The sequence below is a fragment of the Amycolatopsis dendrobii genome (genome assembly GCF_014145675.1).
GTDB classification, from domain to species: domain Bacteria; phylum Actinomycetota; class Actinomycetes; order Mycobacteriales; family Pseudonocardiaceae; genus Amycolatopsis; species Amycolatopsis dendrobii.
Map to the genome: position 1 here is coordinate 550,864 of NZ_JACGZW010000002.1, position 16,349 is coordinate 567,212.

The 16,349-nt window shown below is 68.9% G+C and carries 16 protein-coding genes; 7 read left to right on the forward strand and 9 right to left on the reverse strand.

Features of this window, described 5'->3' with window-relative positions; translation table 11 throughout:
- Positions 1-5: 5 nt before the first annotated feature.
- Genes H4281_RS06685 through H4281_RS06695 form a run of 3 tightly spaced genes read right to left on the reverse strand, consistent with a single transcriptional unit; the run spans position 6 to position 2,982 of the window.
- On the reverse strand, positions 6-884 hold the full coding sequence (locus H4281_RS06685) for an ABC transporter permease (protein ID WP_182889962.1): 879 nt from the start codon (positions 882-884) through the stop codon (positions 6-8).
- A complete protein-coding gene (locus H4281_RS06690; RefSeq protein WP_182889963.1) occupies positions 881-1,888 on the reverse strand; it encodes an ABC transporter ATP-binding protein in 1,008 nt (335 codons plus the stop codon). Before H4281_RS06690 ends, H4281_RS06685 begins: the two co-directional genes overlap by 4 nt.
- Positions 1,885-2,982, reverse strand: coding sequence for a LolA family protein (locus tag H4281_RS06695; RefSeq protein ID WP_182889964.1), 1,098 nt, complete (start codon positions 2,980-2,982; stop codon positions 1,885-1,887). The genes H4281_RS06690 and H4281_RS06695 overlap by 4 nt, the downstream gene beginning before the upstream one ends.
- A 145-nt stretch (positions 2,983-3,127) precedes the next feature.
- Between H4281_RS06695 and H4281_RS06700 the strand changes: the two genes are divergently transcribed.
- From H4281_RS06700 to H4281_RS06715, 4 genes are read left to right on the forward strand one after another with little or no spacing between them, the layout of a single operon-like run.
- On the forward strand, positions 3,128-3,838 hold the full coding sequence (locus tag H4281_RS06700; RefSeq protein WP_182889965.1) for a response regulator transcription factor: 711 nt from the start codon (positions 3,128-3,130) through the stop codon (positions 3,836-3,838).
- Positions 3,835-5,160 carry a sensor histidine kinase gene (locus H4281_RS06705; RefSeq protein ID WP_182889966.1) on the forward strand — a complete coding sequence of 442 codons (1,326 nt, stop codon included), beginning with the start codon at positions 3,835-3,837 and terminating at the stop codon, positions 5,158-5,160. The genes H4281_RS06700 and H4281_RS06705 overlap by 4 nt, the downstream gene beginning before the upstream one ends.
- Positions 5,161-5,183: 23 nt before the next feature.
- Complete coding sequence (locus H4281_RS06710; RefSeq protein WP_182889967.1) at positions 5,184-5,576, forward strand: (deoxy)nucleoside triphosphate pyrophosphohydrolase; 393 nt, start codon at positions 5,184-5,186, stop codon at positions 5,574-5,576.
- A gap of 16 nt (positions 5,577-5,592) precedes the next feature.
- Positions 5,593-6,015 (forward strand): YfbO family protein, encoded by a 423-nt coding sequence (locus H4281_RS06715; protein WP_182889968.1) that lies wholly within the window; start codon positions 5,593-5,595, stop codon positions 6,013-6,015.
- Positions 6,016-6,067: 52 nt separating this feature from the next.
- On the opposite strand, the gene trpS is transcribed toward H4281_RS06715, so the two are convergent.
- Positions 6,068-7,033 carry a tryptophan--tRNA ligase gene (gene trpS, locus H4281_RS06720; protein WP_182889969.1) on the reverse strand — a complete coding sequence of 322 codons (966 nt, stop codon included), beginning with the start codon at positions 7,031-7,033 and terminating at the stop codon, positions 6,068-6,070.
- 173 nt (positions 7,034-7,206) lie between these two features.
- Here trpS and H4281_RS06725 point away from each other — a divergent pair, with 173 nt between their 5' ends.
- The gene (locus tag H4281_RS06725; RefSeq protein WP_182889970.1) at positions 7,207-7,509 is read left to right on the forward strand and encodes a YciI family protein; all 303 of its coding nucleotides are present in this window, start codon (positions 7,207-7,209) and stop codon (positions 7,507-7,509) included.
- 352 nt (positions 7,510-7,861) lie between these two features.
- Here the strand turns inward: H4281_RS06725 and H4281_RS06730 are convergent, their stop codons facing one another.
- Positions 7,862-8,056 (reverse strand): hypothetical protein, encoded by a 195-nt coding sequence (locus tag H4281_RS06730; protein WP_182890284.1) that lies wholly within the window; start codon positions 8,054-8,056, stop codon positions 7,862-7,864.
- A gap of 188 nt (positions 8,057-8,244) precedes the next feature.
- On the opposite strand from H4281_RS06730, the gene typA reads away from it, so the two are divergent.
- Positions 8,245-10,176 carry a translational GTPase TypA gene (gene typA / locus H4281_RS06735; RefSeq protein ID WP_182889971.1) on the forward strand — a complete coding sequence of 644 codons (1,932 nt, stop codon included), beginning with the start codon at positions 8,245-8,247 and terminating at the stop codon, positions 10,174-10,176.
- A 243-nt stretch (positions 10,177-10,419) separates the two neighbouring features.
- Positions 10,420-12,123 carry an ABC transporter family substrate-binding protein gene (locus tag H4281_RS06740; protein WP_370648229.1) on the forward strand — a complete coding sequence of 568 codons (1,704 nt, stop codon included), beginning with the start codon at positions 10,420-10,422 and terminating at the stop codon, positions 12,121-12,123.
- Positions 12,124-12,183: 60 nt separating this feature from the next.
- Here the strand turns inward: H4281_RS06740 and H4281_RS06745 are convergent, their stop codons facing one another.
- The 4 genes from H4281_RS06745 to H4281_RS06760 are packed head-to-tail and all read right to left on the reverse strand — an operon-like array spanning position 12,184 to position 16,238.
- Positions 12,184-13,215 carry an ABC transporter ATP-binding protein gene (locus H4281_RS06745; RefSeq protein WP_182889973.1) on the reverse strand — a complete coding sequence of 344 codons (1,032 nt, stop codon included), beginning with the start codon at positions 13,213-13,215 and terminating at the stop codon, positions 12,184-12,186.
- The gene (locus H4281_RS06750; protein ID WP_182889974.1) at positions 13,212-14,309 is read right to left on the reverse strand and encodes an ABC transporter ATP-binding protein; all 1,098 of its coding nucleotides are present in this window, start codon (positions 14,307-14,309) and stop codon (positions 13,212-13,214) included. Before H4281_RS06750 ends, H4281_RS06745 begins: the two co-directional genes overlap by 4 nt.
- A complete protein-coding gene (locus tag H4281_RS06755; RefSeq protein ID WP_237597182.1) occupies positions 14,306-15,265 on the reverse strand; it encodes an ABC transporter permease in 960 nt (319 codons plus the stop codon). Before H4281_RS06755 ends, H4281_RS06750 begins: the two co-directional genes overlap by 4 nt.
- On the reverse strand, positions 15,258-16,238 hold the full coding sequence (locus tag H4281_RS06760; protein WP_182889975.1) for an ABC transporter permease: 981 nt from the start codon (positions 16,236-16,238) through the stop codon (positions 15,258-15,260). Before H4281_RS06760 ends, H4281_RS06755 begins: the two co-directional genes overlap by 8 nt.
- Positions 16,239-16,349: the final 111 nt, after the last annotated feature.

Below are 16,349 nucleotides of genomic sequence, written 5' to 3' on the forward strand. Positions count from 1 at the left end.
CCAGGTCAGCCGTCTCGGGTGACGAGGCGTCCGTAGGCAAGCGACAGGCCGACCACGATGTAGCAGGCCGCGCGGACCGCGCCTTCGCCGAGCCTCGTCAGCACCATCGGATCCTGGAGGACGGCGGCCGGGGCCATCGTCCAGCCTTCGGTGAGCAGGAACGGATGCAGCCACTTCAGCGAGCTCAGGAAACCGAGGATGGTGAAGACGATGTTCATCGCCAGCACCGAGGCGACCACGAGCATCGGGTGCTCGGTCCAGCTCGACACCGCCAGCGCGACCGCGCCGATCGCCCACAGCTGCAGCACGATCCATCCGCCGACGAGAAGGATCCGCAGCAGCGCCTCGCCGAGCGACAACGTGGTGCCCGACAGCGTGAACAGCGAATCCGTGCCGTTGATGATCAACCCGGTGGCCACGCCGGTCACGCACATCGCGAGCACCGCGACCACGGAGACCGTCGCCACGCCGAACGCCTTGACCGTCAGCAGCCGTCCCCGGCTCACCGGCGCGATCAGCCAGCCGCGCAGCGTGCCGTGCGCGGCCTCGCCCGCGATCGCGTCCGCACCGGCCATCGCTGAGGCGAGCGGCAGCAGCAGCGTGAGCGTCATGACCATCGCGGCGATCGGCAGCACGAACGCGTTGTTCACCGCGGACGCCAGCAGCGCGCCGCCGCTGTCGTCCGGCGCGTCGCTCCCGGTGCTTTGACCGACCAGCGTGAGGCCGATCCCGACCACGATCGGCACCAGCGCCAGCAACCCCAGCACGGCGAGCGTGCGCGGCCTGCGGAAGATCCAGCGCAGCTCCGCCGCGAACAGCCGGAACAACGGCACCGTGTCGTGCCCGGTCCGGCTCACCGGCACGGCAACAGCAGCGGCAGTCATGACGCTTCCCCCTCGGATTCGTCGCCGGCCGCCGATTCCCCTTCGGTCAGCCGCGCGAACAGGTCCTCCAGCCCGGTCCGCGCCCGGGTCGCCTCGTGCACCTCGACCCCCGCTTGCACGAGCACCTGCAGCACTCGCGGCGCGGGCGTCGCGGTGAGGTCGGCACGGACGCCGTCCGGGGTCAGCCGGACCCCGATCCGGTTCTCCCGCAACGTTTCCACCGCCTGCTCGGCGTCCGGGGTGCGCACCAGCAGCGCCGCGTTCCCGGATTCCAGCAGGTCGGCCAATTCGCCCTGGGCGACCACCGTGCCTGCCTGCAACACCGCCACGTGCGTGCAGGTCGCTTCGACCTCGGCGAGCAGATGCGAGGAGACCACCACGGTCACGCCGTCGGCGTGCAGATCGGCGATGATACGGCGGATCTCCCTGGTACCCGCCGGATCCAGACCGTTGGTGGGTTCGTCGAGCACGACCATCCGGCGCGGCACCAGCAGCGCGCTCGCCAACCCGAGCCGCTGCTTCATGCCGAGCGAATAGCCCTTGTACCGGCGGCGCGCGGCGGCGGAGAGCCCGACCCGGTCCAGCGCGGCGTCGACCGCGCCGGGGATCGCCTGCGACGCCAGCCGCGGTTCGGCCGCCGCGAACCGCAGCAGGTTGTCGCGTCCGGAAAGGAACGGGTGGAACCCCGGCCCCTCGACCAGCGCGCCGACGTCCGGCAGCGCGTGCGCGGACTCCTCCGGCATCTTCCGGCCGAGCAGTTCGACCTCGCCCGCGGTCGGGCGGACGAGCCCGAGCAGCATCCGGATCGTGGTCGTCTTGCCCGAACCGTTGGGCCCGAGCATGCCGAGTACGGCGCCTTCGGGCACGTCCAGGTCCACGTGGTCCACCGCGACCGTGCTGCGGTAGACCTTGCGCAGCCCGCGGGTGCGCGCGGCCAGCGGGACCGCCGGGGCGGGCACCTCGTCCGAGATGCCCGCCCCGGTTTCGACCGCGGTGCTGGTCACTTGGCGCCCAGCGCTTCGTAGAGGACCTGCTCCGGAACCGCGCCGGCGGCGAACCGGCCGTCGTCGGTCAGGACCGCGCCGCCCACCTTCGTGGTGAAGAGGTAGCCGCTGCCCCACGGGCCGTTGACCCGCTTGGCGAACCGGCTCAGCATCTTCTGCATGTCAGCGCCCTTGTTCTCGCCGTTCTCGCCCTGCGCCTGCTGCTTGCTCTTCATCAGGTCGGCGGGCACCTTGCCGGTGACGACGGTGTCCCAGCCGTCGCCGACGAGCTTGGTGTCCTGCTTGGCCTCGTTCGCCAGCGCCTTGTCGCGCTCGTCGATCTTGGCCTGCTTCTCGGTCACCTTCGCGCCCTTGGGCGGGGTGAAGGCGAACAGATCGGCCGACTGGTCGGCGAACTCGATCTTGCTGAACGCCAGCTCCAGCGCCGGGGCGGTGGTCCCGTTGCTCAGCACCGAAAGCCGCAGCGGCATCCGGGTCTGCGAGTCGACCGCGACGCGGATCTCGCGCAGCAGCGTGCGCTCGGTCGGCTTCGGCGTGAGGACCAGTTCGTACGCGGGCCGGTCGGCGACCGTTGCGGTGCCGTCGACCGCGACGTTGCTGCTCTCGCGCACCTTGGCCAGCAGTTCCTTGGCCGCGGTGGCCGGGTCGGCGGTCTGGCCCTCGACCGGCTTGTGCTTGGTCGCGACGTCCGCCGGGATGGTGGTCTTGGTCACGCTGTTGGTCTTGGAGTCGTAGTCCCACAACGTGTTGCCGTTGTGGATGAGCGTCTCCTGCGTCTGCCCCTTGGTCAGCGACACCTTCGTCTTGCCCGCGCCGTCGCTGAACACCTGCGCCGAGTCGATGCCGAGCGCGCTCGCCCCCGGGACCGCGCCGGTCGCCATCTTCGGCAGGCCGAGGTCGTTGCTCACCGTCACCGTGCCGTCGAACGGCGCGGGCTTCGCGGCGACCACCGACTGGACCAGTTCCTCCGCGCTGACCTGAGGCAGCTTCGGCGCGTCCCCCGCCGAGGCAGGCATCGCCACCACGACCAGTCCGCCCACGCCGAGCGCGGTGCCGACGACGGCCGCGGTGATGGCCTTCTTCTTCGGATCCATCTCGTCTCTCCCTGTGTTCCCGGGCTTTGGCGGGCCCGGCTCCCGGTGCAGACGTTCCACTGCCGAGGCTGAGATACCCCTGAATGTTCGGCCCGTTCAGCTGAGATGGCACTGAGAGTACGCGCGTCAGCTGCACAAACCGGCCATGATGAGGATCGTGAAACCTCGGGTGCTGGTGGTCGACGACGAACCTGGTGTGCGCAAGGCGCTGCAGCGCGGCCTGCGCGCGGAGGACATGGACGTGGTCACCGCCGCGGACGGGCCGACCGGGTTGCAGCTCGCGCGCACCGGTTCGTTCGACGTCGTGCTGCTGGACATCATGCTGCCCGGCTTGTCCGGCTATCGCGTGCTGGAACGGCTGCGCGCGGAGAACGTGACCACGCCAGTGCTGCTGGTGTCGGCGAAGGACGGCGAGATCGACCAGGCCGACGGCCTCGACCTCGGCGCGGACGGTTACCTCGTGAAGCCGTTCTCGTTCGTCGTGCTGGTCGCGCAGGTGCGGGCGGTGTTGCGCCGCGCCGGGCCGGACGCGTCGCGCGGCGCGCTGAAACTCGGTGCGCTGGAGGTCGACCGGGCGCTGCGGCAGGTGCGCTGGGACGGTCACGAAGTGCCGTTGAGCCCGCGCGAATTCGGCCTGCTGGAGGTGCTTGTCGGGCGCGCGGGGACGGTCGTGACGAAGGACGAGCTGCTGCGCGCCGTGTGGGGTGAAGAACAGGCCGTCACGCGGAATCTCGTTGAGGTGTATGTGGGTTACGTGCGGCGCAAGCTCGACGCGGTAGGCGCCGGCTCGATCCTGCGGACGGTGCGCGGACACGGTTATCTCGCCTCCGACGACCAACTCGACGAGGTCAGGTGACCGGCTCGCCGTCGTCATGGTGGAGCCGCCGTTCGCTGCAGGTCCGGATCACCGTGCTGGCCGCGGCGATCACCCTCGGCTGCCTGCTGGGCCTCGCCGCGCTGGCGGCGAACAAGCTCGACCCGCTGCTCACTGATTCGGTCGACAAGGAGCTGACCGCCGCGCTCGTGCCTGCCGCCGGCGCGGTTTCCGCCGGGACGCCGCTCACCTCGGCGGACCCGGTTTCGGTGCGGGTGCTCGACATTTCCGGGGCTCCGGCGGACGGCCAGGCACGGCCCAAGCTGACCGGCCACGAGGTCTCGCAGCTCAAGGCGGGTTTGCCGGTGCAGTCGGACGGATCGCGCTGGCGCGGCCAGGTAGTCAGCACGCCGAACGGCAGCCAGCGGCTGGTCGTCGCCGGGGCCGGCCTGGTCGGCTTCGCCGCCGCGGTGCATTACGGCGGGCTGTGGCTGGTCGTGGTCGCGCTGGTCGGCGCGCTGGTGGCGGGCCTGGCGACCTGGCTGGTCGTGCGGCTCGCGCTGCGCCCGGTGGCGCGGATGCGCGGACTGGTGCGCGCGTTGCCGCCGGGTTCCCGGCTGCCGCTGCCGACGTCGCACGACGAAATGCGCGCGCTGGCCGAGGAATTCAACGCGCTGCTCGAACGTCAGGAAGAGGTCAGCCAGCGGCTGCGCAGGTTCACCGGCGACGCGGCGCACGAACTGCGTTCACCGGTCGCGTCGATCCGGGTGCAGGCCGAGGTGGCCGTGACGAATCCCGATCCAGAGCTGTCACAGGAGACGCTCTCGGACATCCTCGAGGAGTCTGAACGACTGTCCGGCCTGCTCGACGGCCTGCTCGCACTGGCCCGTTCCGACGCTGGCGAGGTGCCGCCCGCGGAACCGGTCGAGGTGGTGTCCGAGGTCCGTGCGGCGGTGCGGCGGCTGCCGTCCGGGGCGCCGGACACACGCGTGAGCAGCGCGGTGGCGCAGGCCTGGGCGTCGGCGGCGCACCAGGAGGTCGAGCTTGTGCTGGACAACCTGCTGCGCAACGCCTGCCGGTACGCCTCCGGGCAGATCGTGGTGTCCGTGCTGGCCTCGCGTTCGAAGGTGCGGGTCGTAGTGGACGACGACGGTCCCGGCATCGCGCCCGAGCACCGGAGCAAGGTGTTCGACCGGTTCTACCGGGTGTCGGACGACCGGGCGCGCTCGTCCGGCGGAACCGGCCTTGGCCTGGCGATGGTTGCCGAAACGGTGCGCCGTCGCGGGGGCAAAGTGCGGGTCGGCGAATCCCCGGACGGCGGCGCGCGGTTCGAGGTCACCTGGCGGGCGGGCGCGGACCGGTGAATCCGGTGGGGGAGACTGAGCGCATGGACGCGGTCATCGTCGGGGCGGCACTGGTGCGCGACGGCAAGCTTCTTGCCCAGCAACGGGCTTGGCCGCCGCATCACGCAGGCCAGTGGGAACTGCCGGGCGGGCGCGTCGAGGAGGGCGAGACCGAGGCCTTCGCGCTGGCCAGGGAATGCCACGAGGAACTGGACGTGGTGGTCACCGTCGGCGACCGGGTCGGCCCGGAAATCCCGCTGCCGGGCGGAAAAGTCCTGCGCGTGTACTCCGCCGCGCTGCTGTCTCCCGGCGACGAGCCGCGCGCCGTCGAACACACCGCACTGCGCTGGGTCGGCCACGACGAACTGAACGATCTGGACTGGCTTCCGGCGGACCGGGACCTGCTGCCCGCGCTGCACGAACTAGTGCGCGGCTGATCGCTAAGCTCGCTGAATGCTGACTCGCACCGCCATCCGCGAGCGCTCGGCCGCGGGCGACGACCGCATCCCGCTGCTGACCGTCGGCGAATTCTTCGCCGGGAACGCCGACGAGGATTCGATCGCGCCGAACCAGGTCGGGGACGGCCGGCCGGAGCTTGCCGAGATCGCTGCCCGCCTGACCGCGCTGGAGGCCGATCCCGCGGTGGCCTGGGTGCGCGTCCAGCTGCACGAGGAGATGTTCGAGGACGGATACGACGGGGTCGCCGCCGAATCGGTGGCGATCTGCACCGAGCTGAGCGACGAGGACGTCGACGCACGGCTCGGAGATCTCGCCGCAGAGCCGGTGTGGGAAGGACTCTCGTACGACGAGGACGAGTTCTGCGACCAGCCGGCGGTCCCGGATGGGCATCGAGTGGTGACGCTCAGCTGGGATTGACGTCGTGAGTGCTGATCACGGTTAGAACCGTGATCAGCACTCACGAGGCCCTTCAAGCCGCGCCCACCATCCGCAGCGCCGCCGACACCCGGTGCGAGCTGCGATCGATCGCCCGCTCCGCCCCCGCCTTGCGAACCCGCTCCAGCTCAGCGACATCGTCCAGCAACGCGCGCGTGCCCTCCCGCACCGGACGCAACTCTTCGATCACCGCATCCGCGACAGCGTCCTTGAGCACGCCGTAGGACGGGTACTTCTCGGCCAGCTCCGCAGGTTCGCCGCCCACGCATGCAGCCAGGATCTCCAGCAGGTTCGAGATCCCCGGCCGGTTTTCCGGGTCATACGCCGGCACCGAGTCGCCGTCCGTGCGAGCCTTTCGGATCTTGCGCCGAATCTGATCCGGCTCGTCCAGCACGAACACCACGCCCGCCGAATCCTGCGCGGACTTCGACATCTTCCGCGTCGGCTCAGCCAAATCCTTCACCCGCGCCCCCGCTGGCGGCAGCGTCGCCTCCGGTACGACGAACACCTCGCCGTACGTGGAGTTGAACCGCCGGGCAAGCGTGCGAGCCAGTTCGACATGCTGCCGCTGATCCTCGCCGACCGGAACCTCGTCCGCCCCCTGCAACAGGATGTCGGCCGCCATCAACACCGGATAAGTCAGCAAACTGAGCCGGACCCCGGCCTGCCCCTTGGACTTCTCCTTGAATTGGATCATCCGCGCCGCCTCGCCGTACGAGCACGTGCATTCCAGGACCCAGGTCAGCGCCCCCAGCTCCCGGGCAAGATCGGATTGCACGAACACCCGCTCCGGCGCGATCCCCGCAGCCACCAACACGGCGAGCTGTTCAGTCGCCAAGGACCGCAACTTCGCCGGATTGTGCGCGGTAGTCATCGCATGAAGATCGGACACGAAGTACAAATCGTCCGGCCCGCCCTCGGCCGCCCACCGGCGCAGCGCACCGAGGTGATTGCCGAGCTGAACGTGCCCAGACGGGGTGATGCCGGACAGCTGGACCATGGTTTCGCTCCCTGGATGAGTCGGACCCCGGGAGCAGGCACAAAAAAAGCCGCCCACCGGGGCGGCCTTCGCTGGTTTTTCAGCGCAGAGCTTCGGGGCCGCCAACGGGCGGCCACCACTGAGTGCTCTGGAAACGCATGCGGCGAGCCTAGCACCGGACTACGGTTCGAACCATGTTCGTCGTCGTGCTCACGTACATCGTTCCGCTAGAGGAAATCGACCGCGCCCTCCCGGCCCACAACGAGTGGCTCACGAAGCAGTACGAAGACGGCCACTTCCTGGCTTCCGGAGGCCAAAAACCCCGCACCGGCGGCGTCATCGTCACCCGCCCCATGGAGCGCGCGCAGCTCGACGCGATCCTGGCCACCGACCCCTTCGCCGTCGGCCAGCTGGCCACCTACGAAATCATCCACTTCCAGCCCACCAGAACAGCCCCGGAACTGAACCTGGTGAACGAACTCCTGGACAACAACTAGCGAAATCCCGTGAGGGCCGCTCTCGCCGCCCCGCCTCCGGCGCGCCCCAATGTGGCATTGGGTGCGTCCCACGCACCGAACGCCACATTGGGTGCATCCCACGCACCCAATGCCACATTGGGGCGCTAGCCCCGCCACCCGCGGACCGCGGCCGATGCACCCAACTCGAGGTGCACCCACACCACCCCCGCACCCCGATACGAAGCATCCCTGCGGTCTGAGGGTGGTTGGCAAGGCATCTTTCCCGCCTTGACAACCACCCTCAGACCGTCAGCACAATCAAACTTCGGGGTGCCCCAAGCAACCCCCCGGCCGATGTCGCAGCCAGGCGACGAGCCAAGGCCCAAAAGCCTCAAGCAGCCTTGGCCACCTGCTTCTTAGCCTTCTTCAACGCCAACACCGGACACTTCTTGCACCGATCCTTGGACCGGCAGCACTTCTTCTTGACCTTCCCGGCCTTCATCAGCTTCCGCACCACAGCCCGAGGATCATCCGCGTGCTTCTTCCCCACCGCGTACTCCTCAAACCGGCCGTCAAGAACACTCACAAGGTTAGGTGAGCCTAACCGATCATAGGGCGTGGCGCTCCTCACACCAACCCAACAGGTATCCTGGTTGAAGTCCGCGTGTGGCCAAAGCCGGTCAGCGAGAGCCGGTCGCAGTGTCCGGTGCCCGTCATCCCGATCCGCCGCGCGGTGCCACCCGCCTTTTTTCTTCGAAGTTCAGGAGTCTTCGCGTGCCCGCAGCCAGCGCCACCGCGGTCGAAACCGGCCGCGCGTCCGGCAAGACCCGGCCCGACCTGCGCAACGTCGCGATCGTCGCCCACGTCGACCACGGCAAGACCACTCTGGTCGACGCCATGCTCCGCCAGTCCGGCGCCTTCGCCGAACGCGCCGAGCTGGTCGACCGCGTGATGGACTCCGGTGAACTCGAGCGGGAAAAGGGCATCACCATTCTCGCGAAGAACACCTCCATCCACCGCCAGACCCCCGAGGGCACGGTCACCATCAACGTGATCGACACCCCGGGTCACGCCGACTTCGGCGGCGAGGTCGAGCGCGGCCTCTCCATGGTCGACGGCGTCGTGCTGCTGGTCGACGCGAGCGAGGGCCCGCTGCCGCAGACCCGCTTCGTGCTGCGCAAGACGCTCGAGGCGAAGCTGCCGGTGATCCTGCTGGTCAACAAGGTCGACCGGCCGGACGCGCGGATCTCCGAGGTCGTCGAGGAGACCCACGACCTGCTGCTCGACCTGGCGGGCGACATCGAGGACGCCGACCTCGACGCGATCCTCGACCTCCCGGTCGTCTACGCCTCCGCCCGCGCGGGCAAGGCGTCGCTGGAACAGCCCGAGGACGGCGGCCTTCCCGACAGCGAAAACCTCGACCCGCTGTTCGAGACCCTGCTCCAGCACGTCCCGGCCCCGGCCGCGGACCTGGACGCCCCGCTGCAGGCGCTGGTCACCAACCTCGACGCGTCGAACTTCCTCGGCCGCATCGCGCTGATCCGCATCCACGCCGGCAAGCTGCGCAAGGGCCAGACCGTGGCCTGGATGCGCGAGGACGGCACCGTCCAGAACGTCCGGATCTCGGAGCTGCTCGTCACCGAGGCGCTCACCCGCGTCCCGGCGGCCGAGGCCAGCGCGGGCGAACTGGTCGCGATCGCGGGCATCCCGGACATCACCATCGGCGACACCCTCGCCGACCCGGAGAACCCGGTCGCGCTGCCCCGGATCACCGTGGACGAGCCCGCCATCTCGATGACCATCGGCGTCAACACCTCGCCGCTGGCCGGGCGCAACGGCGGCGACAAGGTCACCGCGCGGCTGGTCAAGGCCCGCCTCGACCAGGAACTGATCGGCAACGTCTCGATCCGCGTCCTGCCGACCGAGCGCCCGGACACCTGGGAGGTGCAGGGCCGCGGCGAGCTGGCGCTGGCCATCCTGGTCGAGCAGATGCGCCGCGAGGGCTTCGAGCTGACCGTCGGCAAGCCGCAGGTGGTGCTGCGCACGATCGACGGCAAGCTGCACGAGCCGTTCGAGCGCCTGTACATCGACTCGCCCGAGGAGCACCTCGGCGCGATCACGCAGCTGCTCGCGTCCCGCAAGGGCCGCATGGAGGACATGAGCGGCAACGGCACCGGCCGGATCAAGCTGGTCTACGTGCTGCCCTCGCGCGGCCTGATCGGCTTCCGCACCGACTTCCTCACCGAAACCCGCGGCACCGGCATCGCGAACCACGTGTTCGAGGGGTACTTCCCGTGGGCGGGCGAGATCCGCACCCGGCACAGCGGATCCTTGGTGGCCGACCGGTCCGGGCCGATCACCGCGTACGCGATGATCCAGCTCGCCGACCGCGGCACGTTCTTCGTCGAGCCCGGCGCGGAGGTGTACGAGGGCATGGTCGTGGGCGAGAACCCGCGGTTCGAGGACCTCGACATCAACATCACCAAGGAAAAGAAGCTCACCAACATGCGGCAGTCCTCGGCCGACGTGATGGAGACGCTGGCCCGCCCGCGCAAGCTCAGCCTCGAAGAGGCGCTGGAGTTCTGCGCGAGCGACGAATGCGTCGAGGTCGCACCGGAGGTCGTGCGGGTCCGCAAGGTCACGCTCGACATCAACACCCGCGCCAAGGAGCGCTCGCGGGCCAAGAGCCGCGACAACAACAGCTGAACCTCTCGCAGGTGAAAAAGGGCGCCTCCCGTTCCCGGGAGGCGCCCTTTCGCGTGAACCGCGACGGTGGTTCGCGCGTCCACTCTTATGGCGGTACCCGCTCCGATGTCACGGAGCGGCGGCCGATGTGGGAATCTCGATGCCGGCCCCCGCCCTGGCATGGCAGCATGTCCGCTCGGACCACGGAGCGCGGCGGGAACTTTCAGGAGGACGAGCGTGCGATTCGGACGCCGGCTGGGGCCGGTGCTGGCGCTGGCGGGAGTACTGCTCGCCGCGTGTTCGAACACCCCGCCGCCCCCGGTGGTCACGTCGGCCCCGCCGTCGAGCACGACCAGCGCGGCGTCGCAGTCGCAGATCGTGGTCGGCGTGGACGACGTGGTCGGCGGCTACAACCCGCACAGCATCGCGGACTCGTCGACGATCACCACCGCGTTGTCGCAACTGCTGCTGCCCTCGGTGTTCCGGCAGTCCGACGACGGCACGCGCACGCTCGACAAGACGCTGATGGTTTCGGCCGAGGTGGTCTCGCAGGTGCCGTTCACGGTCAAGTACGTGATCCGCCCGGACGCCTCGTGGTCCGACGGCGCCCCGATCGCCACCGAGGACTTCATCTATCTCGCCAATGCGATGAAGACGAATCCCGGCGTGATCGACCCGGCAGGCTACCGGTTGATCTCGGACATCGAATCCCGCGACGGCGGCAAGGGCGTCGAGGTCACCTTCAGCAAACCGTATCCGGCCTGGCAGACGCTGTTCGACAATCTGCTGCCGCAGCACCTGCTCAAGGACTCGCCCGGCGGCTGGACGAACGCCCTCGCGACGAGCTTCCCCGCGGTCGCCGGACCGTTCGCGATCAAAACGATCGACACCGCTCGCGGCGAAGCGACTCTCCAGCGCAATGACCGGTACTGGGAAAAGCCGGCCGCGGTCGACACCTTGATCCTGCGCCGCTCCGACGCGTCCGGCATCGCGACCGCACTGCGCAGCGGCAACGACCAGTTCTCCTTGACCCGCACCGATTCCACCGGTCTGCAACTGCTGAACGACCTGGGCTCGGCGGTCAAACTGCACACGGTGCCGCGGCCGCTGACCGCGTCGGTGCTGCTGCGCCCGGTGAGCGCCACGCTTTCCGATCCCCAGGTCCGCGCGGGCATCGCCGCGCTGCTGGACCGCGGAAAGCTGATCACGACCGGGGCGAAGGGCGGCCCGTCCGCGACGCTCAAAGCGGACGCCCAGGTCCTGCCGCCTTCGGCGAAGGGTTACGCGGCGACCATTCCGGCCGGTCCGCCCGCCGCGCCGGACGCGACCAAGGCCGAGCAGTACTTCACCGCCGCCGGGTACAAGAAGGAAGCCGGCGTGTGGCGCAAGGGAAACAAGACGCTGTCGATCGTGCTCGCGTCGCCCGGCGAACAGGAACCGTACGCGTCCGTCGCGAAGGAACTGGCGTCGGAGCTGGTCGCGGGCGGCATCGAGGTCAACCAGATCAAACCGCAGCCGCGGGATCTGTATTCGTCGCTGCTGGCGATGCCGGTGGTGAACGGGAAACAGCAGGCGAGCCCGGATTCGAACAGCACCGTCGGCGTCGACATCGCGGTCGTGGGCCAGCCCGTCGGCGGCGACCCGGCGACGGTACTGGCGTCCAGTTACGGCTGCGCCCCCGAACCCGCGCCGGTGGACAAGACGAAGCCCGTGATCCCGGCCAATCCCGCGGGAATGTGCGACCAAGGCTTGCAGGCGACAATCGACTCGGCCCTTACCGGTTCGGCGACTGTCACCGATTCGCTCAAGACGCTGGAACCGCAGCTGTGGTCCCAAAACGTCGTGATCCCGTTGTTCCAGGAAGCCGAGACTTTGGCGGTGGGCAAGGGAATCTCCGGCCTGACGCCTGGTCCGCCGATGCAGGGCCCGTTCGGCTCCGCGGTGAACTGGACTCGCGGCGCGACCTGATCCGGCACGCGAAAAAGGGGCCCCGCACGGTGAAGTGCGAGGCCCCTTTCCGATGCTGCGTCAGATCAGCTGCAGGCTTTCCGCGAAGTGGCACGCCACCGGGTGCGCGTGCCCCCGGTCGATCAAGGCGGGCTCTTCCGTCTTGCACTTTTCGCGGCCGGCGTCGTCCAGCTGGTTCGCGAACTTCGGGCACCGGGTGCGGAACCGGCAGCCCGACGGCGGGTTGGCCGGGCTGGGCACGTCACCGGTGATCACGATCCGCTGCCGCGTCCGTTCCTTGCGCGGATCCGGCACCGGGATCGCCGAGATCAGCGCCTGGGTGTACGGATGCGCCGGATTCTCGAACAGCTCCTCCGACGGCGCGGTCTCCACGATCTTGCCGAGGTACATCACCGCGATCCGGTCCGCCACGTGCCGCACCACCGAAAGGTCGTGGGACACGAACAGGTACGACAAACCGAGTTCCGCCTGCAGATCCTTCAGCAGGTTCAGCACGCCGGCCTGGATCGAGACGTCCAGCGCGGACACCGGCTCGTCCAGCACCAGCACCTTCGGCTTCAACGCGAGCGCGCGGGCGATGCCGATGCGCTGCCGCTGACCGCCGGAGAACTCGTGCGGAAACCGGTTGCCGTGCTCCGGGCGCAGCCCGACGGTCTTCATCAGGTCGCGGACCTGCTGCTTGCCGCCGTTCTCGTACAGCCCGTGGATGCGCAGCGGTTCGGCGATGATCTCGTTCACCGGCAGCCGGGGGTCGACCGAGGCGTACGGGTCCTGGAACACGATCTGCATGCTGCGCCGCAGCCGCTGCAGTTCGCGCTTGCTCATCGAAGCGAGGTCTTTGCCCTCGTAGGTCACCTTGCCGCCGGTGAGCGGCTGCAGCGCCAGCGCCACCCGCGCGGTGGTCGACTTGCCGCAGCCGGATTCGCCGACCAGCGCGAGCGTCTCGTTCGGGTAGATGTCGAACGACACGTCCGACACCGCCTGCACCGCTCCCGAAACGCGGCGCAGGATGCCGCCGCCGCGGATCGGGAAGTGCTTGACCAGGTTCTGCGCGGAGAGGACGGGGGCCTGTCCCGCCGTGGCCTCGCTCATTGGTTCGTCTCCGTGTCGGTCGCGATGGCGTCCACGGCGACCGGGACGGCTGCCGCGTCGGCCGAGGTGGCGCTGAACAGCTCGGCCGGGTCCTTCCCGACGACCTGCTCGGTGAAGTGGCAGGCCGCGTGCTGGCCGTTCGGACCCGCGACGAGCTCGGGTTCCTCCTCGTCGCAGATCGGCTGCGACAGCGGGCAGCGCGGGCTGAACGGGCAGCCCGGCGGCATGTTCTGCGTGGCGGGCGGCGAACCGGTGATCGGCGTGAGCCGTTCGGTCTTCACGTCCAGCCGCGGGAGGCTGCCGAGCAGGCCCAGCGTGTACGGCATCCGCGGGTTGTAGAAGATGTCGTCGACCGTGCCGGACTCGACGACCTTGCCCGCGTACATCACGTGCACCCGGTCGGCCTGGCCCGCGATCACGCCGAGGTCGTGCGTGATCAGCACCATCGCCGCGCCGGTTTCCTTCTGCGCGGCTTGCAGTGCTTCGAGGATCTGCGCCTGCACCGTCACGTCGAGCGCGGTGGTCGGCTCGTCCGCGATGATCACGTCCGGGTTGTTGGCCATCGCGATCGCGATCACGACGCGCTGGCGCATGCCGCCGGACAGCTGGTGCGGGTACTCGTCCGCGCGCTGCTTCGGGTTCGGGATGCGGACCAGGTCGAGCAGTTCGATCGCCTGCTTCTTCGCGACGTCCTTGCGCACGTCGTGGTGCGCGGTGATCGCCTCGGCGATCTGGTCGCCCACGGTGTACACCGGGTTCAGCGAGGTCATCGGGTCCTGGAAGACCATCGCGATGCCCTTGCCGCGGACCCTGTTCAGTTCCTTCTCGTTCGACTTCAGCAGGTCCTGCCCGCCGAACCGGATCGAGCCGGACACCTTCGCGGTCTTCGGCAGCAGGCCCATCACCGCGAGCGAGGTCACCGATTTGCCGGAGCCCGATTCGCCGACGATGCCGAGCACCTCGCCGCGGCGAAGCTGGTAGTTCACGCCGCGCACGGCGCTGACCACGCCCTCGCTGGTCGGGAACTGCACGGTCAGGTCCTCAACGACGAGGACGGGATCGCCGCCGCGTCCTTGCGAGCCGTTCTGGGTCATGCGCGCACCTTCGTCTGCTGGGGGTCGAACGCGTCCCGCAGGCCGTCCCCGATGAAGTTGATCGTCAGTGCGATCAGGATGATGAAAATGCCCGGGAAGTAGAACAGCCACGGCCGCGTGTCGATCGCGGTCTGCGCGCTGCTCACGAGCAGCCCGAGCGAGGTGTCCGGCGGCTGCACGCCGAAGCCGAGGAACGACAGCGCCGTCTCGAGCAGGATGGCGATGGACACGAGGATCGTCAGGTTGACGATGATCGCGCCGAGCGCGTTGGGCACCAGGTGCCGGAAGATGATCCGGCTGTCGCTCGCGCCGAGCGCCTTGGACGCCTCGACGAACTCCTTCTCGCGCAAGGAAAGCACGACGCCGCGGGCCACCCGGGACACGTACGCCCAGTAGAGCCCGCCGATGACGACCGCGATCAGCCACCACGTGCCGCCGGACTGGTGGCCCAGCACCGCGGCCACCGCGAGCAGCGGCAGCGTGAGCACGAGGTCGGCGATGCGCATCAGGACCGTGTCGAGCCAGCCGCGGTAATAACCGGCGACCGCGCCCCAGACCGTGCCCACGACGGTCGCGAAGATCGCGACGAGGATCGAGATCTGCAGCGAGATCTGCGTCCCGCGCATCACCTGCGCGAGGGTGTCGTGGCCGACCGCGTCGGTGCCGAACGGGTGGTCGCCCGAGGGCGGGGCCGAGTTCTGCTCGGTGATGTCGGCCGCGTTGTACTTCCAGATCGCGGCTCCGACGTAGGCGAACAGGATGATCAGCACGAACACGACGAGGCTGATCATCGCGAGCCGGTGCTGCAGGAACCGCCGGAAGACCAGCTGAGCCTGGCTGCGCTCCTTGACCGTGAACTCGCGTTCCGGCGCACCCTTCGGGGTCTGCGGGTCGTCCGGAGCGAACCGAGCACCGCCCAGGGTGGTGGGCGGGGTGTCGAATACGTCGTTAGGCATAGCGGATCCTCGGGTCGAGCAGGCCGTAGAGCAGATCGGCGACCAAGTTGAGCAGGATGATGAACGTGGCGGCGATGAGAAGCCAGGCTTCCACCGCGTACACGTCGCTTCGCTTGATCGCGTCCAGCAGGAAAGCGCCCGCGCCTTGCCATTGGAACACGGTCTCGGTCACCACGGCGCCGCCGAGGATCGAGCCGATGTCGAGTGCGGTCACCGTGGTCAGCGGGATCAGCGCGTTGCGCAGCGCGTGCTTGCGCGTCACCGTCCAGCGCGGCAGGCCCTTGGCCCTCGCGAGGCGGACGTAATCGCTGTTGAGCACCTCGAGCATGGACGCGCGCTGGTAGCGGCTCCAGGCCGCGTAACTGGTCAGCGCGAGCGAGATCGTCGGCAGGATCAAGTGGCCGAGCACGTCGCCGAACTGGGCCCAGAACCCGCCCGCGGCGACCACCGACGAGGAACCGATGGTGTAGAAGACCTGGTCGCCGACCGTCGTGTTGATCGAGATGCCGATCTGCTTCAGCACGAGGGCGAACCAGAACGACGGCATCGACAGGAAGAGGAAGCCGAAGAAGGTCGCGGTGTAGTCGAACTTGGAGTACTGCCGCGACGCGCTGATCACGCCGATCAGCACGGCGAGGATCAGCGCCACCACCATGGCGAGCACGATCAGCCGCAGCGTCACGCCGAACCGGCCGAACACCTCGCTGCCGATGTTCATGGTGGACTGGACCGAGGGGCCGAAATCACCGTGCAGCACGCCGGTGATCCAGTGCCAGTATCGCTCGAGAATCGGCTGGTCGAGATGCAGCCGGATGCGTTCGAGCTCGATGGTGCGAGGGGGCGGCGGCGGGTTTCTCGCGATCAGCGGGGTCAACGGGTTGGCCGAAAGCGACACCATCACGAAGACGACGAACGTCGACACGATGAGGATCGGCACCGAGACGAAAAGCCGGCGCAGTGCGAAGGCAAGCATGGAGGTCTTCCTGCTCTGGACGGTGTTCTGCCGGCGCCCGCCGCTCGTGGTGGCAGGGCCTTGGCGACGTAACGGGGCAATCGTGGTGTTCGGGAACTAAAAGGGCAATCG